Here is a 23,315-nt window from a genome sequence, read left to right on the forward strand (position 1 = left end):
GCCCCGCGCCCGGGGGGTTGTCCTTTTAACCAACCCCGCTGGGGGGGGGCCCGCGGTGGCTCACCCCCCCGGGGCCCCGCCTTGTTGCGTCCCTCTCACATCACCCCGCCATCGCCGCCCGCGCTCGCCCGCCCACTCGCAAGATCGCGCAACATCCTGGTTGTAGTGGCATCCGGCGCGGCCGACACCACTACATCCAGGATCGAGCACGATCTTGAGGTGGAAGGCGCCGATTGCCGGCCCACGGGGCCGGCGCGCAGGATGCGCCGGGTGGGCGGGTCAGGTGGTGAGATCCGCGGTTGGCAGGGACGGGCCGTCACCGACCAGGCGGAACGATTCGTCGCCGGCGGGTTCGACCAGCCCGTCCTGCACCAGCCCGGCGAGAGCGCGGGCGCGCTGCACGTCGTCGGTCCAGACCTGGTCCAACCGCTGGTGTGGGACCGGGCCGGTGCTGTCCCGGAGCACTCCGAGCAACAGACCGCGGACCTGTCGGTCGGTGCCCGCGTACCGCTGGGGTCGGCGGGTCGGCCCGGCCGGCGCCTCCTGGCCGGACGCCCGCCAGGCGCAGACCGACTCGACGGGGCAGGCGGTGCAGCGCGGCGACCGGGCTGTGCAGATCACCGCGCCGAGTTCCATGAACGCGGCGCTGGCCAGTGCCGCTGCGGCCGGTTCGGTCGGAAGCAGTTCCTCGGTGGCGACCAGGTCCGCTGGTCGGGTGACGGGCCCGGCGTCCGGTTCGCCGGCCACCGCCCGGCACACGACTCTGCGTACGTTGGTGTCGACGACCGGGTGCCGCTGCCCGTACGCGAAGGCGGCAACCGCCCGCGCGGTGTACGTGCCGACGCCGGGCAGAGCGAGCAGTTGCTCCAGCCGGTCCGGCACCTGGCCGCCGTGCCGGTCCACGATCGCGACAGCGCACTCATGCAGGCGGACCGCCCGACGGGGGTAGCCGAGGCGTCCCCACATCCGGATCGCCTCGGCTGGCGTGTCCGCCGCCAAGGCGGCCGGCTCCGGCCAGCGGGCCAGCCACGCCTGCCAGGCCGGCACCACCCGGACCACTGGTGTCTGCTGGAGCATGACCTCACTGACCAGGATGGCCCACGGGGTGACGCCGGGCTCGCGCCACGGCAGGTCACGGGCGTGCTGCTGGAACCAGCGGCTGACCACTGTGGCGAAGTCGGGTTGAGTCATGGCGTCGTCGATGATGTCACGCCCGGCGTTCCCGTTGGGTGGGCGGCTCGGGCGGGGTGCCACGTCCTCGTTCGGTGGACGGGGGAGAATGCGCGGATGAACGAGCTCGCGATCACCGTCATCGGTCGGGACCGGCCGGGCATCGTTGCCGACGTCGCGGAGGTGCTGGCCCGACTGGGCGCGAACCTCACCGACAGCACGATGACGCGGCTGCGGGGGCATTTCGCGATGACCCTCATCTGCACCGGCCCGGCCGCCGCCGAGGTCGAGGCCGCACTGGCGTCGCTGGCCGCCGAGGGCCAGCTGCTGGCGACGGTACGCGCGGTCACCCCGGACGGTGATGTTCCTCCGGCTGGTGAGCCGTACGTGATGGCGGTGCACGGTTCGGACCGGATGGGCATCGTCGCGGCGATGACGCGGGTGCTGGTGGACGCCGGAGGGAATGTCACCGACCTGAGTACCCGGTTGACCGGTGCGCTCTACGTGGTCCTGGCGGAGGTCGAGTTGCCGGCCGGTGTTGCGGACGCTGTGCTCGACCGGCTGCACCGGACGGCTGCCGAGCTGGGCGTGGAGGTCACCCTCCGGCCGGCGGATCCGGATCTGTTGTGACCGGCGAGGAGCGCGAGCCGGACGTCGGCCTGGGTGACTGGACACCGGAGTCGCTGGACGTGCCGGGCGAGGTGCGGGCGGTGGTGTCCGCCCCGCATCCGGTGCTGAGTCGGGCTGCGGACGAGGTCGACCCCACGGCAAAGGAGACGGTCCAGCTCGCGGCCGACCTGATAGCCACGATGAAGGTCTCGCCGGGCTGCGTCGGGTTGGCCGCGCCGCAGGTCGGGGTGGGCGCCCGGGTCTTCGCCGTCGACGTGACCGGGCACCCGAAGGCGGTGACGACGCACGGCACCTTCGTGTTGTGCAACGCGCGCGTGGTGGAGGCGACGCGGTGGAAGCCGGGCCGGGAGGGCTGCATGTCGGTGCCGGACCTGACCGGGGACGTGAAGCGGGCCAGCCGGCTGGTGGTGGAGGGTGACCTGCCGGGCAGCGGCGTGCCGGTCCGGCTGGTGACCGACGGCTTCGAGGCTCGGGCGTTGCAGCACGAGATCGACCACTGTGCGGGGCTACTCTTCCTGGACCGGGTGGCCGGTGCGCACGCGGTCTATCAGCGCAAGGTCTACCTGTGATCGGGTGCCCGACCGTCCTTGATGGAGGGTCGTGCGGGCGCCCCGCAGTGGCTCCGGCGCGTCGCGCCGCACTGCCGGGTACGGCGCGGCTACGGTGGAGGGCATCATGCGTCTGACGGTCGGCCCCCTGCCACCCGCCGTGTACTGGCGGCGTCGCGCCGTCGTACTCGGAGCGGGGTTCCTGTTCCTGATTGTCCTGCTCTACTCCTGCACCGGTTCGGGTCGCTCCGGCGACAAGGAGCCCAAGGCGGGAGGTTCGCCGTCGGCGACGTCCGCTGCGACGTCCGGTCCCGCTGGGCCGGTGCTGACGCCGCAGACCGGCGGTCCGTCGTCGTCCGCGTCCGCTGATTCGGGTGCGACGAGTCCGAGCCCGGCGATCACCAGCAACACACCGCCGCTGGGCGCGGCGGCCGGTTCGGAGGACGACGGCACCTGCACCAACGAGGAGATCAGCGTGGTCTCGTCGGCGAGCCCGACCTCGGTGCAGCGGGGCGCGGTGGTCGAGCTGCAGCTGAGGATCAAGAACACGTCGGACCGGACGTGCAGCCGCAACGTCGGCGCCGACCTTCAGGAGATCTTCATCAAGTCCGGGGCCGAGAAGGTCTGGTCGTCGGACACCTGCGGCAAGGTCGAGGGCTCGGACGTGCAGTCATTCACGCCGAACTTCGAGCGCTCCTACCAGGTGCCGTGGAACGGGCGGGACACCAGCCGCTGTGACGGCGCGCTGGCCGCCGGGCCGTTCCCGCCGGTCGGGTCGTACCAGGTGTTCGCTCGGGTCGGCACGAAGCTCAGCGACCCGGTGAAGCTCACCGTCACCGGCTGAGCCGGATCAGACGTAGCGTTCCAGAATGGATGCCTCGGCGAGCCGGGACAGCCCCTCACGGACGCCACGGGCCCGGGCGTCGCCGACCCCTTCCACGGCTTGCAGGTCCTCCACTGTCGCGCCGAGCAGACGCTGGAGGCTGCCGAAGTGCAGCACCAGGCGATCGACCACCGCCACCGGCAGCCGGGGCACCTTGGCCAGCAGTCGGAAGCCGCGCGGGCTGACCGCGGCGTCGAGCGCGTCGGACGCGGCCGGGTAGCCGATCGCCTTGGCCACCGACACCAGGTCGATCAGCTCGGTGGCACCGAGCAGGTCCAGCTCGACGAGAGCCTCGTCCAGCGTGCGTGACTTACGGCCGACGGGGAGGTAGTCCCGGATGACCAGCGTGCGGTCGGCGTCCACGCCGGCCATCAGCTCGTCGAGTTGCAGGGCGAGCAGGCGGCCGTCGGTGCCAAGCTCCACCACGTAGCCGGCGATCTCGTCGGCGATCCGGCGAACCATCTCCAGTCGCTGCACCACGGCCACCGCGTCCCGCACGGTGACCAGATCCTCGATCTCCAGGGCGGAGAGCGTGCCGGAGACCTCGTCCAACCGGAGCTTGTAGCGCTCCAGGGTGGCGAGCGCCTGGTTGGCGCGGGAGAGGATGGCCGCCGAGTCGTCGAGCACGTGCCGTTGGCCGTTGACGTAGAGGCTGATGATCCGCATCGACTGGCTGACCGAGATGACCGGATAGCCGGTCTGGCGGGCCACCCGCTCGGCGGTGCGGTGCCGGGTGCCGGACTCTTCGGTCGGGATGGACGGGTCGGGCATCAGGTGCACTGCCGCCCGGACGATCCTGGTGCCGTCGCTGGAGAGCACGACAGCGCCGTCCATCTTGCACAGCTCGCGCACGCGCGTCGCGGAGAACTCCACGTCCAGCGGGAAGCCGCCGGTGCAGAGGCCCTCGACCACCTTGTCGTAGCCGAGCACGATGAGCGCGCCCGTGCGGCCCCGCAGGATGCGCTCCAGGCCGTCGCGCAAGGCGGTGCCCGGGGCCATCAGGGCGAGATTGGCCCGTAGCGGATCTCCGGCGCTCCCGGCGGCTCCCGCAGTCACGCTCACGCTGATCGGGCGGGCGGGCGAGCCCACGGCGCCGGTGCGGGCCTGGGGCGGCGCGCCGGCTGGCTTGGTGGTATCGCGGTCGATCGGCACGGGCACAGTCTACGGACTGCCGTGCGGTGGGTGCTGTCGTGGTTACTGTGATGTGTCACGATGCCGCCCTTTCCACCGTTTCCCGCTTGCGACGTGCTGTCCGGTTTCGCCGCCCTCGTCGGCACGGTGGGTCACTCGGCGGACGCGCGGGCCGCATGGTGCAGGGCCGAACGGACGTCGGTGACCTCGGTCACCCGCATCTGCTCGGGGCCTGCGCCGGTGCTGGCCGGGCCGCAGCCGGGCGGCACCAGGGCTACCTTGAACCCCAGCCGGGCGGCCTCGGCCAGCCGGCGCGGCACCGCCCCGACCCGGCGCACCTCGCCGGTCAGCCCCACCTCACCGATCGCCACCAGGTGCGGCGCGATCGCCAGGTTGAGCCCGCCGGAGGCGACCGCCAGGGCCACCGCCAGGTCGGCGGCCGGCTCCACCACCCGGATCCCGCCCACTGTGGCGGCGAAGACCTCCCGGTCGTGCAACGTCAGCCGCTCGGTGCGCCGTTGCAGCACCGCGAGCACCATCGCCAGTCGCGCCGAGTCGAGGCCGGAGACGGTGCGTCGGGGAGAACCCGCCACTGTCGCGCCGATCAGCGCCTGCACCTCGGTGACCAGGGCACGACGCCCCTCCATGGCCACCGTCACGCAGGTGCCCGGGACCGGTTCCGCGTAGCGGGTCAGGAACAGCCCGGACGGGTCCGCCAGGCTGCTGATGCCGCCCTCGTGCATCTCGAAGCAGCCGACCTCGTCGGCCGCGCCGAACCTGTTCTTCACGCCGCGCACCAGGCGCAGCGACGAGTGCTTGTCGCCCTCGAAGTGCAGCACCACGTCGACCAGGTGCTCCAGCACCCGAGGCCCGGCCACCTGGCCGTCCTTGGTGACGTGCCCGACCAGCACTGTGGCGATGCCCCGCTCCTTGGCCACCGAGACCAGCGCGGCGGTGACCGCGCGGACCTGGGTCACCCCACCGGGCACCCCCTCGGTGCCGGTGGTCGAGATGGTCTGTACCGAGTCGAGCACCAACAGGCCCGGCTTGACCGCGTCCAGGTGACCGAGCACCGAGGCGAGGTCGCTCTCCGCGGCGAGGTAGAGCTGCTCGTGCAGGGTGCCCATCCGCTCGGCGCGCAGGCGCACCTGACTGACCGACTCTTCGCCGCTGACCACCAGCGAGGGGGTGCCGGCGCCGACCGCCCACTGCTGCGCCACATCCAGCAGGAGGGTCGACTTGCCCACGCCGGGCTCGCCGGCGAGCAACACCACGCCACCCGGGACCAGGCCCCCGCCGAGCACCCGGTCGAGCTCGCTCACCCCGGTGGGCACGGCGCGGGCCGGAGCGGCGCTGATGGTGGCGATCGGTCGGGCCGGCTCGGACGGCATCCGGGAGCTGACCACCCGACCGGAGACGGTCGGGCCGGTCACCGTGTGCTCGACCACCGCCCCCCACTCGCCGCACTCCGGGCAGCGCCCCACCCACTTGGGCGGCTGGTGCCCGCAGGCGTCGCACTGGTAGGCCGGACGCGGCTCGCGGGCGGCGGACCGACCACGGGCGGCACCGGCCGTGCCGCCACGCGGAGGGGTCGATCGGGAGGTGGTCACATCAGGACGCTAGCCCTCGCGTACGACGAAAACACCCCGGCGTGGTGGTCACCACGCCGGGGCGTTTGTCGATGTGCGGGTCGGGTCACTCGTGGGTGGTGCCGCCCTCGTTGCCCTCGTAGCCACCCTCGCGCTCGATGATCGGCGACGGAGGGGCCGCCGGGGTGAGCGGAACCGCGACCGGCGCCTGCCCGGTGACCGTGTTGCCGTTGCCGAAGTCGAAGGTCACGACGACGTTCTGGCCGGAGCGCAGCGCCTCGGTCAGGCCGATCAGCCGGAGCTGCGTGGTGGCCTCGGAGTTGAACTGGATGTAGCTCAGCGGCGCCAGCTCGATCCGGGCCGGCTGGCCCGGGGCGGAGGGGCTGGCCGATCCGGACGCCCGCGCCGACTCCGGGGCGGACGGGGTGGCCGAGGACGATCCGGTCTCGGAGGGCGTCACCGACGGGCTCGGCGAGCCGGACGTCGAGTTCGACGGGCTGGCCGAACCGGACGGCGACGGGCTCATGGAGGCGGACTCCGAGGCGGACGGCGACGGGCTCGCCGAGCCGCCGCTGATCACCACCTCGCGGGCGCTCTCCGTGGTGACGGTGACAGTCACCGTCTCCTTGGAGTCGTTGTAGATCACGGCGCCGAGCCCCGCGTCCTGGCCGGCCTGGTAACCCTCGGTGCCCGGGAAGTCCACGAGCAGGCCCCGCACCGAGAAGGAACCGTTGCTGGTGGTGAGGCTGACGCCCTGGACCGACGGCTCCTTCAACGCGGTCTCGGCGATCTGACCGGTGCCGCATCCGGAAGCCAGCAGACTGGCCGCCGCAATCCCGGACAGCAACAGGGCCGCCCGCCCGGATCCCCTGATCGAGCGCGTCACGTCGGTCCTCCTCGTCACAATCCCACCCGGGCCGTACGCCGGGCACGGTGGCCATACCCGCGCAGACCGCGCTCCAGGGTAGTTGGGACTGATCGAGGCCCGCACGCGGACCCGGCAATGCCACCTGCCCGGGTGACGTTCACACCACCCGACCGCTTGCCACCAGCAGAACCACGTCGATGAGGGCCACCAGCATCACCGCCCGGAAGGCCGCCACCGGCCGCCGGCCGGCCCGGATCGCCGAGCGCCCGGCGTACCAGCTCAGCGGCGGCACCACGGCGGCCGTGCCGCCCGCCGCCCAGCCGATCGCCGACGGCGGCCCGGGTGGTCCGAGGGCCAGTGTCGCGGTCGCCGCGAGGAGGAGACCCGCCGCGGCCACCCGGCTGCCGGCGGCGCCCAGCCGGTGGGGCAGGCCGCGCACGCCGGTGCGGGCGTCGTCGGCCAGGTCGGGCAGCACGTTGGCGAAGTGCGCGCCGGCGCCCAGACAGGCTGCCGCCGCCACCAGCCAGACCGGCGGGGCCGGCTGACCGGGCAGCGCCAGCACCACGAAGGCGGGCAACGCGCCGAACGACACGGCGTAGGGCAGCACCGAGAACGCGGTGGCCTTGAGCGGCCAGTCGTAGAGCAGGGCGGAGACCAGGGCGAGCGTCAGCCAGAACGCCGCCACCGGGTTCGTGGTCAGCGCCAGCAGCGGGCAGGCCACCGCGGCCGCCGCGGCGGCCCAGGCCGTGACGCGTCGACCGACCGCGCCACTGGCGACCGGTTTGTCGGTACGCCCCACAGTGGCGTCCCGCTCGGCGTCCAGCGCGTCGTTGGTCCAGCCGACGGCGAGCTGGCTGGCCAGCACGGCGAGCACCACCGAGACGATTCCGGCCGGCCGGTGGCCCACTCCCCAGGCCAGCAGACCGGCCACCGTGGTCACCGCCGCGGCCGGTTCCGGATGGCTTGCTCTGACCAGCCCTAACACCCTCGACGACATAACGGAAGTCTGGTCGTTACCGAGCAGTCGTGCCACGCTCGGTTCCATGCGAGACGTGGCTGCGGCCGGGGCGCCCACCGGTCCGAGGGTGCTGCCGCGAAACGATCCGCGTCAGTACGACGATCTGGCCGGTGAGTGGTGGCGGCCGGATGGAGCGTTCGCGATGCTGCACTGGCTGGCCGAGGCCCGGGCCGCGCTGGTGCCGCCGGCCACCCGTCCGGGCGCGGTGCTTGTCGATCTGGGTTGCGGCGCCGGCCTGCTCGCGCCGCACCTCGCCGGCAAGGGCTACCGCCACGTCGGGGTGGATCTGACCCGCTCGGCGCTCGTCCAGGCGGCCGAGCACGGGGTGCGGGTGGTCCAGGGTGATGCCACAGCGGTGCCGCTGCCCGACGGCTGCGCCGACGTGGTCTCGGCGGGTGAGCTGCTGGAGCACGTGCCGGCCTGGCCGCGCGCCGTGGCCGAGGCGTGTCGGCTGCTGCGCCCCGGTGGCGTGCTGGTGCTGGACACCCTCAACGACACGGCGCTGGCCCGGCTCGTCGCGGTCCGGATCGCCGAGCGGCTGCCGACGGTGCCCCGAGGCATCCACGATCCGCGGTTGTTCGTGGACTCCCGGGCGCTGGTCGCCGAGTGCGCCCGACACGGTGTCGATCTGAGCCTGCGGGGCATCCGTCCGCAGTTCGGCGGCATGCTCGCCTGGCTGCTGCGCCGCGTCCGCGCGAGCCGAACGGCCGGTGCGGTGCCCGCCGGCCGCGCCCCGCGCATCGTGCCGACCCGGTCCACCGCCGTGCTGTACCAGGGCCGGGGGGTCCGCAAAGGATAGTCGGGCCGTGGCGGGGTATGGAACGCCGAGGAGGAACGAGATGACGGTGCACGCGCTTGAGGCAGCACGCCGGTTGGCGCCGCGGTTCGCCGCGCGGGCGGCCGAGCACGACCGGGACGGTTCCTTCCCCGTGGACGACTTCGCCGACCTGCGCGAGGCCGGCCTGTTCGGGCTGATGGTGCCCCGGGCGCTCGGCGGTCTGGGCGCCACCTTCGCCGAGTACGCAGCGGTGGCCACTGAGCTTGCCCGGGGCAACGGTGCGACAGCCCTGGTGTTCAACATGCACGCCTCGGTGACCGGCGCGCTGGGCGCGGTCACCGAGGAGTTGGCCGAGGCGCTTGGCGTACCCGACGAGGCGCTGGCCGCCCGCGACCGGCTGCTCAGCGCGGCGGCGCAGGGCTCCTGGTACGCGGTCGCGATGAGCGAGCGTGGCGCGGGCGCGCGGCTGTCCCAGCTGACCACGGCGTACGAGCCGACCGACGGGGGCTGGCATCTCAAGGGCAGCAAGACCTTCTGCTCCGGCGCCGGGCACGCGGACGGTTACCTGGTGGCGGCGCGCAGCTCGGCCGACCAGTCGGTGGTCTCACAGTTCCTGGTGCCGGCCGGCGACGGGCTGACAGTGGAGCCGACCTGGGACTCGCTCGGCATGCGCGCCACCTCCTCCCACGACCTGCACCTGGACGTCACAGTGCCCGCCGATCGGCTGCTCGGTGGGGTGGAGGGGCTCGCGCTGGTGGTCGCCCAGTTGATGCCGCACTGGTTGGTGGCCAGCTACGCGGCCGTCTACGTGGGGGTCGCCCGTGCGGCGATCGACGCGGCGGCCGAGCACCTCAACGCCCGCAACCTGTCCGGTCTGCCGGCGGTGCGGGCCCGGCTGGGTCGGGCGGACGCGGCGACGGCCGCCGCGCAGTTGGTGGTGGCCGAGGCGGCCCGCCGGGTGGACGAGGCGCCCGGTGACGAGGAGACCAACCGTTGGGTGTGGCGGGCGAAGCTGCTCGCCGGCACCACTGCCGCCGAGGTGGCGGCGTCGGTGCTGGAGGCGGCGGGCACCTCGGCGACCCGCCGTGGACATCCGCTGGAGCGGCTCTACCGCGACGCCCGCTGCGGCTCGCTGCACCCGGCCACGTCGGACGTCTGCGCCGACTGGCTCGGCATCGCCGCGCTGGGCGGCGACCCGGATCGTGACGGATCGGCACCGCGTTGGTGAGCCCGCCGCACCGGGCTCGCACGGAGGAACGACCAGCCGAGGTGGCTGGTGGGACGGCCAGGGGGAGGACAGCATCTGACGAGAGGTGGGGATCGTGTTCGTACCAGTGATCGCGGGGCTCGGGACAGCGCAGCCGCCGTCCGCTTCGCAGGACGAGTTGTGGGAGGGTTTCTTCTCCCGGCACTTCTCCGGCACCACCCGGTCGTTGGCCCAGCGAATCTTCGCCAACTCGGGGGTGACCCGGCGGCAGGCCGCTGTCAATCCGCTGCTGGAGGACGTCTCGGACTGGCCGACCGAGCGTCGGATGCGCCGCTACCAGGTGGAGGCGCTGCCGCTGGGCAAGGAGGCGGTGGGTAGGGCGTTGACTGCCGCCGGGCTGAGCGCCGGCGACATCGGGCTGTTCATCGTCTGCTCCTGCACCGGGTACGCCACCCCGGGGCTGGACATCCTGCTCGCCCGGGACCTGGGCATGGCCGCGGACACCCAGCGGATGTTCATCGGCCACATGGGCTGTTACGCGGCGTTGCCGGGGCTCGGCGCGGCGAGTGACTTCGTCACCGCGCGGGGGCGACCGGCGCTGCTGCTCTGCGCGGAGCTGACCAGCCTGCACATCCAGCCGTCCAGCGCCCGGGTGGACACCCAGCAGATCGTCTCCCACGCGCTCTTCTCGGACGCCGCGGTCGCCGCCGTGGTCGTGCCGGGCGGCTCGGGGTACGCGGTGCGCGAGGTCACCGCCGTCACCGACACCTCGACCGCCGACCACATGACCTGGGACGTCACCGACGCCGGGTTCCGGATGGGGTTGTCGCCCAAGGTGCCGCAGGTGCTGTCGAGGCACGTCCGGGGGCTGGTCGACGATCTGTTGGCCCGGCACGGCGTCACCAGCTCCGAGGTGGACGGTTGGGCGGTGCACCCGGGCGGGCCGCGGATCCTCAACGTGGTGGAGCGGGAGTTGGCGCTGCCCCCGCTGGGGCTGGCGGCGTCCCGGGCGACGCTGGACGAGCACGGCAACTGCTCGTCGCCGACCGTGTTGCTGATCCTGGACCGGTTGGGTCGGGCGACACCGGCGGCTCGGCGCATCGTCATGCTGGCCTTCGGCCCCGGCCTCACCCTGTACGCCGCCCTGCTCGATCGACAGGACTGAGGCTCCGGCCGGTACGCTCACGGGGTGGATGCGACGGCGGACGATCGGCTGCGCTCGGTGGTGCTGTTCGGCGCGGCGGTGGCCGTCCTGGTCGTCGGCGGCTGGTGGTGGCGTGCCGCCGCGCCCACGTCGACGGCAGGGACGGCTGTCCCTTCGGCGGCGGCGGTGCCATCCGTCGGGCCGAGCGTCAGCACCCCGCTGGAACGTCTCCTCGCGGCTGAGGAGCCCGATGAGCGGTTGACGGTGCGGATGGACCCGAACACCGGCGAGGTCCTCCGGGTGCGACGCGGCCCGCTGGCCGTGGTCGACCCGGCGACGGGCTCGATCACCGACATCGAGGGCGATCCCGGGGTGCTCTTCTCCGGGGGTGACCTGCCCCCGTTCCAGGAGACGATCTGGCGGGAGCAGCGGGACCTCGCCCCTGGCCAGGAAGTGACCCGGCAGGCCGGCAACCACGGTGCGCGCTACCTGCTCCAGTACCGGTGCACGCGCCCGGGCACGATGGTCGTGACGAGCACCGGGGCCGGAATCGTCGGCCGGCCGCGCATCGACTGCGACGGCATGATCGCCAATGCCGAGGTGCTGCCCGGTGGCGGGCCGTTCCAGGTGTCGCTGTCGGCCGTCGACCGGCCCATCGACATCGAGGCGCAGCTCGTCGCCCTGCCCCCTCGCTAGCAGGGCCGCTCAGGCGGCAAGGGCGCTCAGGTCGCTCCGGTAGGACTCGATCGTGCCCAGGTCGGGTAGCACCCGGGTCACCGTGCCGGCCCGGTCGACCAGCAGGGCTGTCGCGGTGCCGGGGCGGGCCGGCTGGCCCAGGAACGAACGCAGGCCTCCGGCGGGGTCGGCCAGGGCGCGAGGCTGCCGCTCGATGGTGGGCCCGGCTGGGGCCATCCGCCCGCCGGTGACGGTGACCACGGAGACGCCGGCGGGCGCGACCGCCAGGGCATCGGTGACCCGGTCCGGGCAGGGGCAGCCGTCCAACAGAATGATCATGGCGGGTAGCAGGCCGCGCAGTGGCACGGGTGCGTCGTCCGCGTCGACCAGGTCCAGTGCGGGCAGCGGCCGGCCGACGAGGGTCGCGGGTGGCGCGTAGGGGGCCGGGGTGGGCCGGTCGGCACCGCGGTTGGCGCGGGGCCAGGTGACCACCAGCAGGCCGGCCAGCGTGGTGAGGACCGCCACCAGCAGGACCGCCAGTGGCAGACCCAGGGCCCGGTGACCGCCCGGGAGGTCACTGGCCCGGCGCAGCTCACGGCGGACCTGAGCGGCCTCGGCGGCCAGCGCGGAGGCGTCGTCGGGAACCACCACGCGGCCCCATTCGGGCGGTAGGCCGGGCAGGCCGTCGGCTGGCCCGTGACCCTCTGCGTCCGGCTTGCCCATCGGACCTCCTGGAAGCGTCTCGAGAGCGGAGTGCGGCTCGGTCTCCAGGGTCCCGCACCAGGGGCTCCTCCCGCTACATCTGGGCGCGGTCCTGCTGGCCGGGCTACCATGGGAGGAGCGCATAGCCCTTGATCTCGACGTTCTGTTCACCCGTACCGGGCAGTCATTTGCGCGTTACGGAGCGTGTTCGAACCATCGGTTTGACCGCCTGTCAAGCTGAAGCAAGACCTCTCACAGGGCCCCTGAGCTGCGCCAACGGTCAGGACATCGGTGAGACATCGGTGCCTGAGCGTGTTACCCTAGACACAGCGAAAGGGGTTTCGAACCTATGGTTTTCAGTGTCGGCGAGACCGTTGTTTACCCCCACCACGGGGCCGCACTCATCGAGGCAATCGAGACTCGGGTCATCAAGGGCGAGCCTAAGCAATACCTCGTCCTGAGGGTCGCGCAGGGTGACCTGACGGTCCGGGTGCCGGCCGAGAACGCCGAGATCGTGGGCGTCCGCGAGGTGGTCGGCGAAGAGGGCCTCGGGAAGGTCTTCGACGTTCTGCGGGCTCCGCACACCGAGGAGCCGACCAACTGGTCGCGGCGTTACAAGGCCAATCTGGAAAAGCTGGCTTCCGGCAACCCGCTGAAGGTCGCCGAGGTCGTGCGTGACCTGTGGCGCCGGGAGCGGGAGCGGGGCCTCTCTGCGGGCGAGAAGCGGATGCTCGCCAAGGCCCGCGACATTCTCGTCGGCGAGGTCGCGCTGGCCGAGAAGAGCACCAAGGATGAGGCGGAGACGCTGCTCGACAAGGTCCTCACCGAGGCCTAGTCCGCACAGCATCGTCGTACCCACTTCGTAGTGAAGAAACCACCGAGGACCGCGACGTGACCGCGCAGCTCAATCCGCGCGGTGACGTCGCGGTCCTCGTGCCTGCGGCGGGTGCCGGCGTACGACTCGGCCCCGGCCGACCCAAGGCGCTGCGCCTGCTCGCCGGTGAGCCGCTGTTGGTGCACGCCGTGCGTCGACTGGCCGCCGCACCGTCGGTGCACACCATCGTGGTGGCCGCGCCGGCCACCGAGGTGCAGGCCGTCCGCGAGTTGTTGGCCCCGGTCGCCCCGGTGATCGTGGTGCCCGGCGGTGCCGAACGGCAGGCGTCGGTGGCCGCCGCGCTGGCCGCGGTGCCCGCCGGCCCGACGATCGTCCTGGTGCACGATGCCGCCCGAGCGCTCACCCCACCTGAGCTGGTCGAATCCGTTGCGGCGGCGGTGCGTGGCGGGCGTGACGCGGTGATCCCGGTCCTGCCGGTCGTCGACACGATCAAGGAAGTCGACGCCGACGAGGTGGTGCTCGGCACCGTCGACCGTTCCGCCCTGCGTGCGGTGCAGACCCCGCAGGGTTTCCGTCGGGCCGTGCTCAGCGCCGCCCACGCCGCCGCCGGTGACTCCCTCACCGACGACGCCGGGCTGGTCGAGAAGCAGGGCGTCGCGGTGAGCTGCGTGCCCGGCTCGGAGTACGCACTCAAAATCACCCGACCGTTCGACCTGGCTCTGGCCGAGCACCTGCTTGCCGCAGCCGGTTGACGCGTACCCTCTGATCATGATCGTTCCCCGGGTGGCCATCGGCACCGACGTGCACGCGTTCGAGCCGGGTCGGCCCTGCTGGGTGGCCGGGCTGCTCTGGCCCGACCAGGACGGCCTCGCCGGGCACTCGGACGCCGACGTGGCAGCGCACGCCGCCTGCAACGCGTTGCTCTCCGCCGCCGGTCTCGGTGATCTCGGTTCCGCCTTCGGGGTGGGCCAGCCGGAGTGGGCCGGCGCGTCCGGGGTGGCTCTGCTGACCGAGACCGCCCGTCGGGTGCGCGCCTCCGGCCTGGAGATCGGCAACGTGTCCGTGCAGGTCATCGGCAACCGCCCCAAGATCGGCCGCCGCCGCGCGGAGGCGCAGGAGGTCCTCTCCGCTGCTGTCGGCGCCCCGGTCACCGTCTCGGCGGCGACCACCGACGGGCTCGGCTTCGCCGGCCGTGAAGAAGGCTTGGCCGGGGTCGCTGTGGCCCTGGTGTACGACGCGCCGGCCGCCTAAGCTCGCCGCGATGTCCAGCGACCCCGCCCCCGACCAGTTCGCCGCCGACGGCTACGTCCAGCGGGCCCAACTCCTCGCCGAACTCGGCCGCTACGACGAGGCGGCCGGGGAGTTGGCCTACGGGTTGGCCCTCCAACCGGATGACGTCGACGCGCTCACCATGCTGGCCCGGGTGCACCTGGCCGCCGCCCGCCCGGCCGAGGCGCTCACCGCCGCCGACACGGCCGTGGCCGCCGCACCGGAGGCCCTGCCGCCGCTGGTCGCCAGGGGCATGGCCCTGGCCGACCTGGAGCGCTACGGCGAGTCGGCGGCCACCGCCGATCGGATCCTCACCCTCGGCCCGGCCGACGCGTACGCCCAGCGGAGCGCCGCGGCGATCCTGGCCGGCGCCCGCAACGGTCAGCCGGCGCTGAACGCGGCCTGGCGCGGTGTCGAGTTGGCCCCGCAGGAGCCCCAGGCGCACCTGGTGCTCAGCCTGGTCGCCGCCCGCCTGGACCTGTTCGACCTGGCCGAGCGGGCCTACCGGGAGGCGCTGCGGCTCGACCCGCGGATCGGCGAGGCCGGCCACGACGTGGGTGTCATGCGGCTGGAGGAGCGCCGCTGGTCGGAGGCGTTGGAGCACGTCGCCGAGGCGGTGACGGTCAGCCCGAGCCGGATCGACTCGCGCCGAACCCTCGCGTACGGGCTGCACCGCCTGGTGCTCTACGGCGCGGGCTGGTCGTTGGTGGCGGCGGTGCTTGTCGCGTTCGCGGCGTCGGCGGGTGACGGGTTCTCCCGCGTCCTGGCGGTGCTCGCCGCCCTGACCGGCGGGATCATCGTCTGGCAGCTCGCGGCCCGGCTGCCCGGGCTGACCCGAACCGTCCTGCCCGCCCTGCTGCACTCGGACCGGGCGATGGCCCTGGCCGTCTACGCTGTGGCCGCCGCGCCGCTGCTGCTGCTGGTGTACGCCATGGTCGGCTCCCCGTGGCCCCTGGTGCTGGCCATCGCCACCACGGCGGTAGCCGAGTTCGCGGTATTCACCAGAACCGCCATCCGCTAGCCGCGACGCGCCCAGGTCCAGGCGTACCCCTCGTCTTCGCAGGAGCTGGCGGCGTCGCAGAGATCCAGCGGGCGGAAGGTGTCGACCATGACGGCCAGCTCGTCGAAGTAGTCCGCGCCGATGGAACGCTCGGCGGCACCCGGCTGGGGGCCGTGGGTGAAACCGGACGGGTGCAGGGAGATCGAACCCTGCTCGATGCCGGAGCCGCGCCGCGCCTCGTAGTTGCCCCCGGTGTAGAAGAGCATCTCGTCGGAGTCGACGTTGTGGTGGTTGTACGGCACCGGGATCGACTGCGGGTGGTAGTCCACCTTGCGCGGCACGAACGAGCAGATGACGAAGTTGGGCCCCTGGAAGGTCTGGTGCACCGGCGGGGGCTGGTGGATGCGGCCGGTGATCGGCTCGAAGTCGTGGATGGAGAACGCCCACGGGTAGAGGTGCCCGTCCCAGCCGACCACGTCGAACGGGTGGTGGGCGTAGACGTAGCGCGTCCAGCCGCGCCGGTGCCGCACCAGCACCTCGACCTCCTCGCCGTCGACGAGCAGCGGGGCGTCGGGGCCGCGGACGTCCCGCTCGCAGTACGGCGAGTGCTCCAGGAACTGGCCGCGTACGGAGAGGTAGCGCTTGGGTGGGCCGATGTGCCCGGACGCCTCGACGGCGAGCAACCGGACGGGCTGGTCGCCGGTGGGCACCAGCCGGTGGATGGTCGAGGTGGGGATGACGACGTAGTCGCCGGCGACCGCGTCCAGCACCCCGAACGGGGACTCGACCCGCAGGGTGCCCGACTCGACGTAGAGGCAGTGGTCGCCGGTGGCGTCGCGGAACAGCGGTGAGGGTCGGTCGGCGAGGACGTAACCGATCCGTACGTCGTCGTTGGCGAGCAGGTACTGCCGGCCGAGGATGGGGTCGGAACCGCCGGTGCCCAGTTTGTGGGTGCGCAGGTGGCGGGGCTTGAGCGGCAGGTTCGGTGCCCGGGTGAACGCGGGCGGGGTGAACTCGTCGGCGGCCAGGATCGCGGTGGGCGCGTGCCGGTGGTAGAGCAGGGACGAGTCGGAGGAGAAGCCCTCCTGGCCCATCAGCTCCTCGGCGTAGAGACTGCCGTCGGGCTGCCGGAACTGGGTGTGGCGCTTGCGCGGCACCTCGCCGACGCTGCGGTAGTACGGCATCTCGCCTCCCGATATGTCCCGTTCACCGGCCGAAGGCGTCCGATAATCGGACGCTGTTGTCCGTTCCTCGTAGCGTCCCGTACATTCTTGTTCCGTGTCAACGCAGGTGCCAGCACTCCTCCACGGCCTGGTGGACGACGCCGCCGTCTTCCCGCCGGGCAGCGCAGTGCTGCACGACGCCCTGGTCGCCCACCGCCAACACCGTTCCGCCTGGTACGCCGACCTGGTCGGCCCGCTGCTGATCCCCGCCTCGGACGTGGCCGCCGGTGAGCTGAGCGGTCTCGTCGACCCGGGTGAGGGCCTGGTGGTCGGCGTGATCGGTGACACCGGGATCGGGAACCTGCCGTTCGCGCTGTCGTTTCTCGCCCCCGACGGCGTCACCGCGCGTCAGATAGAGGTGGCGGTCGCCAAACGCGGCGAGGACCCGCTGCCCGGCATCGCCGAGTTGCTGCGGCTGACCGACGCGCTACCGGGCGTGGAGGCCATCTACGCCGAGCTGCCGCTGACCTTCGGGCTGATGGGCGCACTGGACGCGCTCGTCGTCGCGCGGGCCGGCGGGGTGCCGATCGCTGCCAAGTTCCGCACCGGCGGCCTGGCCGCCGAACTCTTCCCCACCCCGACCGAACTGGCCACTGTGATCTGCGCCTGCCGGGACCGGGGCCTGCCGTTCAAGCTCACCGCCGGGCTGCACCAGGCGATCCGACACCTGGACCCGGAGACCGGGTTCACCCACCACGGCTACGCCAACGTGCTGGCCGCGACCCTGGCCGCCGCCGACGGTGACGGTGTGCGCTCCGTCGCCGAGCTGCTGACCGTGGTCGACCCGCGCCCCCTGGTGGAGCGCACGACTGCGCGGCTGGACGGGCCTCGTCCCCTGTGGGTGGGCTTCGGCTCGTGCAGCATCCTGGAACCACTGACCGATCTGATCCGGCTTGGGCTGGTGAACGGGGGCTACGACGCATGACCTGGGTGACCGGCGCCGACGGTTCGCCGTACGGGGTGACGAACCTGCCGTACGGGGTGTTCCGGCAGAACGGGGGTCCGTCGCGGATCGGCGTACGGATCGGGTCCTGGGTCTTCGACCTCGCGGCGGCCGAGGTCGCCGAGCTGGTGCTGGCCGCCGGCACGCTGTGCCGGCCCGTGCTCAACGACTTCATGGCCCTGGGTCGTCCGCAGTGGACGGCGGTACGGCAGCGGATCAGCGAGCTGCTCACCGACCCGGCGCACCGGGACGCGGTGGAGCCACTGCTGGTGCCCCTCGACGAGGTGGAGCTGCTGCTCCCCGTCGAGGTGGCCGACTACGTCGACTTCTACTCATCCGTTCACCATGCGTCGAACGTCGGGCAGATCTTCCGCCCCGGCCAGCCGCCGCTGCTGCCCAACTGGAAACACCTGCCGATCGGCTACCACGGGCGGGCCGGCACCGTGGTCGTCTCCGGCACGCCGGTGACCCGGCCGACCGGGCAGCGGGCCTCCGCCGAGGGCCCGGTCACCGGCCCATCGGTACGCCTCGACATCGAGGCCGAGGTGGGCTTCGTGGTGGGCGTACCCAGCGCGTTGGGCGATCGGGTGTCCGTGGACGACTTCGCCGAGCACGTCTTCGGGGTGGTGCTGGTCAACGACTGGTCGGCCCGGGACATCCAGGCCTGGGAGTATCAGCCGCTCGGCCCGTTCCTCGGCAAGTCGTTCGCCACCTCGGTCTCGGCCTGGGTGACGCCGCTGGACGCCCTCGCCGACGCCTTTGTGCCGGCCCCCGACCAGGACCCGCCGGTGGTGGACTACCTGCGGGACGTGCCGCACCTGGGCCTTGACCTGCGCCTGGCGGTCGAGTGGAACGGCGATCAGGTCAGCGAGCCTCCGTTCGCCACCATGTACTGGACCCCCGCCCAGCAGTTGGCGCACCTCACCGTGAACGGGGCTTCGCTGCGGACCGGTGACCTGTACGCCTCGGGCACCGTCTCCGGCCCGGACCGAGGACAGGTCGGCTCCTTCCTGGAACTGACCTGGGGCGGGGCCGAGCCGGTCACTGTGGGCGGCGAGAGCCGTACCTTCCTCAGCGACGGCGACACGGTGACCATCACGGCCACCGCGCCCGGCCCGGACGGCACCACCATCGCCCTCGGTGAGGTATCCGGCACGGTTCGTCCGGCCCGCTGAGCGGGCACCCGCCATCCGTCTCGTGCACGGGACCCGTGATCGCACCGGCTGTGCGATCACCGGCCCTGGTTGATCCGTTGATCGTCCGGATTCCGTTGCTACACCGCGCAATCCGAGCCGGGCTCTGCCCGGCCACAGCGGTGGGGCAATCCCGACGCACACGGAGGTAACGACGATGCACGATCTTGCGGGCGCGGTCTGGCGTACCAGCAGCCGCTCAAACGACCAGGGGCTCTGCGTGGAAGTGGCGGACAACCTGGTCGACGTCCATGGTCTGGTCGGAGTCCGCGACTCCAAGGACCAGGCCGGTCCCACACTCGCGGTCAGCCCGCCGGGGTGGACAGCGTTCATCGGCGCGATTCGGGCCGGCCGCTTCGAGCGCTGACCGGCGCTTCGGCGCCGGTCGACGACGACCGGTGCCGAAGCGACCGCCCAATCGGACAGCGTGGCCCCCGGGTGGCGGAAATTCCGCTCCGGGGGCCCCGTCCGGCCCTCACTCCGCGTACCGTCGGGGACACGGGAGGGTGGCATGTCGACGGTGGCGATTACCGGGATCATCGAGGCGCACGCTGTCGACGTCTGGCGTCTGCTGACAGACCTGCCGGGCCGCGCGGCCCGGATGACCGCAGCCGGCCCGATCGAGGTGCTCACCCCGGGTTCGTTCGGGCCGGGCACCTCCTGGCGCGAGGAACGGGTCCAGCCGGGCGGCGGCACGCTGACCGAGGAGTTCCTGGTGGTCGAGGTGCTCGCACCGCAGCGACTGGTGCTGTGTTCGTCCGGCACCGGCGCGGACTACCGGATCACCTGGAGCCTGCGGCCGGTCCGCCGCCGCCGTCGGGGTTGCACGGCGGTCACCGTCACTCACGAGGCGGTGCCGACCGCCCCGTACGGTCGGGTGGTGGCGCTGCTGCTCGGCGGGCTGGCCGCACGGGCGGTCGAGGCGGCGCTCTGGCGTGATCTCGCCGACCTCGCCGTCGCGGCCGGTGCCACCGGCTCCGTCGAAGCCGCCTGAGCGCCAAGCGGGCAGCCCTCGCCGTGACCTGAACGGGGTCCGGCCTCCTCCGCTGGGTAGGGTGCCGGGCGGAGGTGCGGCATGAGGTTCCCGAGAGGCCGGCGACGGCTCGCGATCGTGGTCGCGGCGCTGCTCGCGACGGCGGCCGTCGTGGTCATCGTCCACCGGGTCCTCGCACCGGCAGAGGTGAGCACTGTGGCGCGGGCAGATTATCCGGCCCGGGCCCGACCGGCTGCCGGAGTGATCGGTCGGTTGCCGGTCGCCCCGTTGATCGTCGACGGGAGACTGCGGGTGTACGCCGCACATCGCCAGGTCTATGCCGACCGGCCGGTCGACGGCCGGTACCGGACCAGCCCGTACTGGTCGTACCGGCGGTGGCCGGCGGAGCTGACCGGGGTGGTGGCCAGCGGCAGCACTGTCGTCAGCCGCTGGTCCGACGGGAAGCTCGTCGCGCTCGACGCCCGGACCGGCGCGGTGCTCTGGCGAACCGACGGCCCGGAGCCGGTCGAGAGCACGGCACCGGTGCGTCGTACCTGGGCGGCGACCGTCTGGGATGCGCCAGGGCTCCAGCTCACCGACCTTCCCGACGGGCGGATCGTGCTGGTGGTGACCGGGGATGCCCAGGCGCGCGGGGTCGAGCTGCCCGGCGGCCGGGAGTTGTGGCGGGTCGAGCTGCCCGGCAGGTGCCGCAGCGATGTCGGCACCAGCGCCACCGGGCAGTTGATCGGTCTGGACACCTGCGCCGGGCCGGCCACTGTCGAGTTCCGGGACGCGGCGACGGGCGAGGTACGGGAGCGTTGGCGACCGCCGGGCGGCCCTGACGGGTTTGTGGTGACGCCGCTCGGCTGTCGTACCGGCGGGTCGGGCTGTCTGGGGCTGCGGACCGCCGGGCCGGGTGACGAGGGCGGTCGGGGTTGGTTGTTGACTGCAGGCTCGCCGGTCGCCGCCCCCGCGTTGGACCCGGCCGGCGCGGCGCTGGTGGGTGAGCAGTCCGTCGCCGTGCTCGACGGCGTCGTGGTGGGTCGATCGGCGCGTACGGGCACCGAGTTGTGGCGGTCCACGGGCCTGGGCTCGGCCCGGGTGCTGGCCGGGCAACCTGGCCGGGTGCACCTGCTGACCGAGACGAACGACCTGGTGACGCTGGATCCGGTGACCGGGCGGCAGTTGTCCCGCTTCGCGCTCAACGTCGGCTCGGATGGGACCGGCTGGGCGCCGGGGGCGGTGACGGCCGAGGACGGGTTCGTCGCGGTCGAGCGGCTCCGCAAGCCGGTCGACCCGGCTGGCGACGACCGGCGCTATTACTACACCGGCGAGGCGGTGATCCTGGCCGCCACCTGATCGTGGCGTCTTCGCCCTCGGAACACCGGACCGTTCCATGCCCTTTGTCGCAAAAGGGTATGTTTTTCACGGTTCAGGTTTCCGGTGGAAGGGGTCGGCGCATGGCCAGGACAGCAGCCAACTACCTCGTGGGTGGCGCGCTCGCCGCCACCGCGAGCCTGGCGTTGGCGGCGTCGCCGGTGCTGGCCGCCGCGGACCCTGCCTCGGCGCGCGGGTTCGGCGCCGTCCGGGCCGAGCCGTCGGCGGGCGGCGTCACGTTCGAGATCCTCCCGGCGACGCCGACCCCGACTCAGCCGCCGCCCACGTCCACACCGACGGCACCGCCCCAACCCACACCCAGTCACGGCGGTGAGTTGCCGGTCACCGGCTCGGGCGGGTCGGCGCTGCTTCTCGCGATGCTGGGCGCAGCCCTGATCGTCGCCGGGTGGTTCGCCGCCCGCCGCCGCCGGCTGAGCTGACGGGCCGGCCAGAGTCGGCCGGACTGACGGGCCCGGCCCAAGCCGGCGGTCGGACTGCCCCGCCCGGATCAATGCCCGGCCGGGGTGCGCTCCCTCGGACGGTCGGCGGGAGGTCGACCGGACCGGCGGGAACGACGGGCCAGGATGGCGAGGCCGACCACCAGCAGCAGGCCCGCGACGGCCGCCGCCGCAGTCCACCCGGAGAAGATCCGGGAGACGACACTGCCCCGTTTCCCGACCTGACCAGCGTCGGGGAACGTGATCTGCGCGGTGATGCTCCGCTTCACCAGGCCGCTCTCCAGGTTCACCTCTGCCTTCCAGGGGCCGTTCGGCAGCGTGACCGGGAATCGGGCGATGACCTGCCCGGACGCGCCCGGCGCCAGTGTGACGCCCTGCCCGACCGGAAACGGGCCGGCCCGGCTGCCGGCCGGACCATCGCTCAGGCTGACCGCGCCGGTCAGGTCGATGGCACGGCCTCCGGTGTTGGTGACCTGGACGGTCAGCGACGGTTCGCCCTCGGGGCTGCGGGCCGGGCGTACCTCGCCGATCGAGAAGTCGGAGGCGGGTTCGCCGCCGGGCCCGATATCAAGGTACATCCGGACCCCGACCCGGTGGACCTGAGTGATCTCGCCGCCGGCCCGGGGAGTTGACGCGGTGGACGCCCAGACCACCCCGTACCGCTCGCCGCGGGAGGCGGGCGGCGGCACCGCGATGGTCGCCTGGACCCGAGTCTCGCCCCGCGGTCCCAGCTCCACGGAGCGCTCGTCGAGGCTGACCCAGGAGGTCAGCTCGTTCTCGGCGCGCCCCTCGCCGAAGCGGAACGCCCCACCCTCCAGGGTTGCGGCTGCCGGGTACACGTCGACCCGACGGGTCTGGTCGGTGCGGTTGACGATCAGCAGTTGTCGCTTGATGGTGGCGCCCGGCGGTAGGTGGTCGACGATGTAGCGCAGCGCCCTGGGGTCGGTGCGGCGCTCGGTCGGGGCTTCCAGCAACCGGATCCCGATGGTGCCGTCGTCCGATCCCGCCTCCGGTTCGACCGCGCCGGCCCGGGTCGACAGACCCGGACCGGCGAGGCAGAACAGGGCGAGCGCGACCGCGATGGTCGACCGCCCCCGGGGGCTACGCCACCGAATGTGTCACCGTGCCGGTGTAGACGCCCGCGATGCTGTCCAGCGGGACGTTGACGTCCAGGGTGGGGTTCCAGGCGGCGGTGTTGCCGCCGGTGCCGCCGGCGTGGGTGAACGCGGTGAGCGGGGTAACGCTGTCCAGCGGGTCGGCGTCGCCGGCGGTGGCCTGCCCCGGCGTGAAGGTGCCGTCACCGGTGGTCGCCGTCGCCGGGCCGGACCAGTAGTCGATCTCAGACGGAAGGACCGTCTCGGGTGGTGAGCCGCCGCCGGTCTGGAAGACGCTCGCGGTCACCGAGGCGACCCAGGAGGCGTCAGCGGAACCTCGGGAGTCGGTGACCGTCACGACGCCGAGTTGGCCGGTGATGACGCTACCGGGGGCACCGTCACCGAGGTCGGCGGTGGCCGGCGCGACGATGTCGAGGGTGCCGGCGAGCACCTCGAAGGTGGCCGTCGTGTCATCCGTGGGGGCGGCGGCGGCCGGTGCCGCGAGGAAGCCCACCATCGCCGCGGCGGCCGCCCCGGCAAGACAGATCTTGGCAGTACGCACTGTGTTTTACCCCGTTCTCGAAGTGAGCCGACGCGATCCTCGGCA

26 protein-coding genes are annotated in these 23,315 nt (G+C 72.8%); 17 read left to right on the top strand and 9 right to left on the bottom strand.

All coding sequences use genetic code 11. From position 1 onward, the window contains the following. Positions 1–279 precede the first annotated feature (279 nt). Positions 280–1,191: an A/G-specific adenine glycosylase gene (locus tag ABZ794_RS14870; protein WP_357515898.1), complete on the bottom strand. Its 912-nt coding sequence runs from the start codon at positions 1,189–1,191 to the stop codon at positions 280–282. Positions 1,192–1,287: 96 nt separating this feature from the next. On the opposite strand from ABZ794_RS14870, the gene ABZ794_RS14875 reads away from it, so the two are divergent. From ABZ794_RS14875 to ABZ794_RS14885, 3 genes are all read left to right on the top strand, one after another. Beyond that, positions 1,288–1,800, top strand: coding sequence for an ACT domain-containing protein (locus tag ABZ794_RS14875; protein WP_210780831.1), 513 nt, complete (start codon positions 1,288–1,290; stop codon positions 1,798–1,800). Continuing rightward, positions 1,797–2,369 (top strand): peptide deformylase, encoded by a 573-nt coding sequence (locus tag ABZ794_RS14880; RefSeq protein ID WP_357515900.1) that lies wholly within the window; start codon positions 1,797–1,799, stop codon positions 2,367–2,369. Before ABZ794_RS14875 ends, ABZ794_RS14880 begins: the two co-directional genes overlap by 4 nt. 106 nt (positions 2,370–2,475) lie before the next feature. Then, positions 2,476–3,192, top strand: coding sequence for a hypothetical protein (locus ABZ794_RS14885; protein ID WP_357515902.1), 717 nt, complete (start codon positions 2,476–2,478; stop codon positions 3,190–3,192). Between the two features lie 6 nt (positions 3,193–3,198). Here the strand turns inward: ABZ794_RS14885 and disA are convergent, their stop codons facing one another. From disA to ABZ794_RS14905, 4 genes are all read right to left on the bottom strand, one after another. Continuing rightward, positions 3,199–4,383, bottom strand: coding sequence for a DNA integrity scanning diadenylate cyclase DisA (gene disA / locus ABZ794_RS14890; RefSeq protein WP_030327921.1), 1,185 nt, complete (start codon positions 4,381–4,383; stop codon positions 3,199–3,201). 131 nt (positions 4,384–4,514) lie between these two features. Further along, positions 4,515–5,972, bottom strand: coding sequence for a DNA repair protein RadA (gene radA, locus ABZ794_RS14895; protein ID WP_210780834.1), 1,458 nt, complete (start codon positions 5,970–5,972; stop codon positions 4,515–4,517). 85 nt (positions 5,973–6,057) lie between these two features. Further along, positions 6,058–6,837 (bottom strand): hypothetical protein, encoded by a 780-nt coding sequence (locus tag ABZ794_RS14900; protein WP_210780835.1) that lies wholly within the window; start codon positions 6,835–6,837, stop codon positions 6,058–6,060. 139 nt (positions 6,838–6,976) lie between these two features. Beyond that, positions 6,977–7,864, bottom strand: a complete 888-nt coding sequence (locus ABZ794_RS14905; protein ID WP_357515904.1) for a UbiA family prenyltransferase — start codon at positions 7,862–7,864, stop codon at positions 6,977–6,979. On the opposite strand from ABZ794_RS14905, the gene ABZ794_RS14910 reads away from it, so the two are divergent. The 4 genes from ABZ794_RS14910 (at position 7,863) to ABZ794_RS14925 (ending at position 11,662) form a co-directional block, all read left to right on the top strand. Beyond that, the gene (locus ABZ794_RS14910) at positions 7,863–8,636 is read left to right on the top strand and encodes a methyltransferase domain-containing protein (RefSeq protein WP_210780837.1); all 774 of its coding nucleotides are present in this window, start codon (positions 7,863–7,865) and stop codon (positions 8,634–8,636) included. The genes ABZ794_RS14905 and ABZ794_RS14910 overlap by 2 nt on opposite strands. A 40-nt stretch (positions 8,637–8,676) precedes the next feature. Further along, the gene (locus ABZ794_RS14915; RefSeq protein WP_210780838.1) at positions 8,677–9,843 is read left to right on the top strand and encodes an acyl-CoA dehydrogenase family protein; all 1,167 of its coding nucleotides are present in this window, start codon (positions 8,677–8,679) and stop codon (positions 9,841–9,843) included. Positions 9,844–9,937: 94 nt separating this feature from the next. Further along, on the top strand, positions 9,938–10,987 hold the full coding sequence (locus ABZ794_RS14920) for a type III polyketide synthase (RefSeq protein WP_210780839.1): 1,050 nt from the start codon (positions 9,938–9,940) through the stop codon (positions 10,985–10,987). A gap of 24 nt (positions 10,988–11,011) precedes the next feature. Continuing rightward, on the top strand, positions 11,012–11,662 hold the full coding sequence (locus ABZ794_RS14925; RefSeq protein WP_210780840.1) for a hypothetical protein: 651 nt from the start codon (positions 11,012–11,014) through the stop codon (positions 11,660–11,662). A gap of 9 nt (positions 11,663–11,671) precedes the next feature. Here the strand turns inward: ABZ794_RS14925 and ABZ794_RS14930 are convergent, their stop codons facing one another. After that, positions 11,672–12,364: a hypothetical protein gene (locus ABZ794_RS14930; RefSeq protein WP_210780841.1), complete on the bottom strand. Its 693-nt coding sequence runs from the start codon at positions 12,362–12,364 to the stop codon at positions 11,672–11,674. Positions 12,365–12,692: 328 nt separating this feature from the next. Between ABZ794_RS14930 and ABZ794_RS14935 the strand changes: the two genes are divergently transcribed. The 4 genes from ABZ794_RS14935 to ABZ794_RS14950 are packed head-to-tail and all read left to right on the top strand — an operon-like array spanning position 12,693 to position 15,468. Continuing rightward, complete coding sequence (locus ABZ794_RS14935; RefSeq protein WP_007073334.1) at positions 12,693–13,178, top strand: CarD family transcriptional regulator; 486 nt, start codon at positions 12,693–12,695, stop codon at positions 13,176–13,178. A gap of 56 nt (positions 13,179–13,234) precedes the next feature. Next, the gene (ispD, locus tag ABZ794_RS14940; protein ID WP_210780842.1) at positions 13,235–13,930 is read left to right on the top strand and encodes a 2-C-methyl-D-erythritol 4-phosphate cytidylyltransferase; all 696 of its coding nucleotides are present in this window, start codon (positions 13,235–13,237) and stop codon (positions 13,928–13,930) included. 13 nt (positions 13,931–13,943) lie between these two features. Then, positions 13,944–14,429, top strand: a complete 486-nt coding sequence (gene ispF / locus ABZ794_RS14945) for a 2-C-methyl-D-erythritol 2,4-cyclodiphosphate synthase (RefSeq protein ID WP_210780926.1) — start codon at positions 13,944–13,946, stop codon at positions 14,427–14,429. A 10-nt stretch (positions 14,430–14,439) separates the two neighbouring features. Continuing rightward, positions 14,440–15,468: a tetratricopeptide repeat protein gene (locus tag ABZ794_RS14950; RefSeq protein WP_210780843.1), complete on the top strand. Its 1,029-nt coding sequence runs from the start codon at positions 14,440–14,442 to the stop codon at positions 15,466–15,468. Here ABZ794_RS14950 and ABZ794_RS14955 read toward each other — a convergent pair. Then, positions 15,465–16,631: a cupin domain-containing protein gene (locus tag ABZ794_RS14955; protein ID WP_210780844.1), complete on the bottom strand. Its 1,167-nt coding sequence runs from the start codon at positions 16,629–16,631 to the stop codon at positions 15,465–15,467. The two genes, ABZ794_RS14950 and ABZ794_RS14955, sit on opposite strands and share 4 nt — an antisense overlap. A gap of 94 nt (positions 16,632–16,725) precedes the next feature. On the opposite strand from ABZ794_RS14955, the gene ABZ794_RS14960 reads away from it, so the two are divergent. From ABZ794_RS14960 to ABZ794_RS14985, 6 genes are all read left to right on the top strand, one after another. Beyond that, the gene (locus tag ABZ794_RS14960) at positions 16,726–17,595 is read left to right on the top strand and encodes a hypothetical protein (RefSeq protein ID WP_357515910.1); all 870 of its coding nucleotides are present in this window, start codon (positions 16,726–16,728) and stop codon (positions 17,593–17,595) included. Beyond that, the gene (gene fahA / locus ABZ794_RS14965; RefSeq protein WP_238690445.1) at positions 17,592–18,788 is read left to right on the top strand and encodes a fumarylacetoacetase; all 1,197 of its coding nucleotides are present in this window, start codon (positions 17,592–17,594) and stop codon (positions 18,786–18,788) included. The genes ABZ794_RS14960 and fahA overlap by 4 nt, the downstream gene beginning before the upstream one ends. Positions 18,789–18,963: 175 nt before the next feature. Continuing rightward, positions 18,964–19,173: a DUF397 domain-containing protein gene (locus ABZ794_RS14970; RefSeq protein WP_030327888.1), complete on the top strand. Its 210-nt coding sequence runs from the start codon at positions 18,964–18,966 to the stop codon at positions 19,171–19,173. Between the two features lie 144 nt (positions 19,174–19,317). Beyond that, positions 19,318–19,800, top strand: coding sequence for an SRPBCC family protein (locus tag ABZ794_RS14975; RefSeq protein ID WP_210780847.1), 483 nt, complete (start codon positions 19,318–19,320; stop codon positions 19,798–19,800). A gap of 81 nt (positions 19,801–19,881) precedes the next feature. Next, on the top strand, positions 19,882–21,138 hold the full coding sequence (locus ABZ794_RS14980) for a PQQ-binding-like beta-propeller repeat protein (RefSeq protein WP_357515912.1): 1,257 nt from the start codon (positions 19,882–19,884) through the stop codon (positions 21,136–21,138). 101 nt (positions 21,139–21,239) lie between these two features. Next, positions 21,240–21,596, top strand: coding sequence for an LPXTG cell wall anchor domain-containing protein (locus tag ABZ794_RS14985; protein WP_357515914.1), 357 nt, complete (start codon positions 21,240–21,242; stop codon positions 21,594–21,596). Between the two features lie 68 nt (positions 21,597–21,664). On the opposite strand, the gene ABZ794_RS14990 is transcribed toward ABZ794_RS14985, so the two are convergent. Together ABZ794_RS14990 and ABZ794_RS14995 are read right to left on the bottom strand one after the other, a co-directional pair. After that, positions 21,665–22,588 (bottom strand): hypothetical protein, encoded by a 924-nt coding sequence (locus ABZ794_RS14990; RefSeq protein WP_357515916.1) that lies wholly within the window; start codon positions 22,586–22,588, stop codon positions 21,665–21,667. Positions 22,589–22,715: 127 nt separating this feature from the next. Beyond that, the gene (locus ABZ794_RS14995) at positions 22,716–23,270 is read right to left on the bottom strand and encodes a hypothetical protein (RefSeq protein WP_238690449.1); all 555 of its coding nucleotides are present in this window, start codon (positions 23,268–23,270) and stop codon (positions 22,716–22,718) included. Between the last annotated feature and the right edge of the window lie 45 nt (positions 23,271–23,315).

The organism is Micromonospora sp. NPDC047187 (genome assembly GCF_040643355.1).
GTDB classification, from domain to species: Bacteria; Actinomycetota; Actinomycetes; order Mycobacteriales; family Micromonosporaceae; genus Micromonospora; species Micromonospora salmantinae.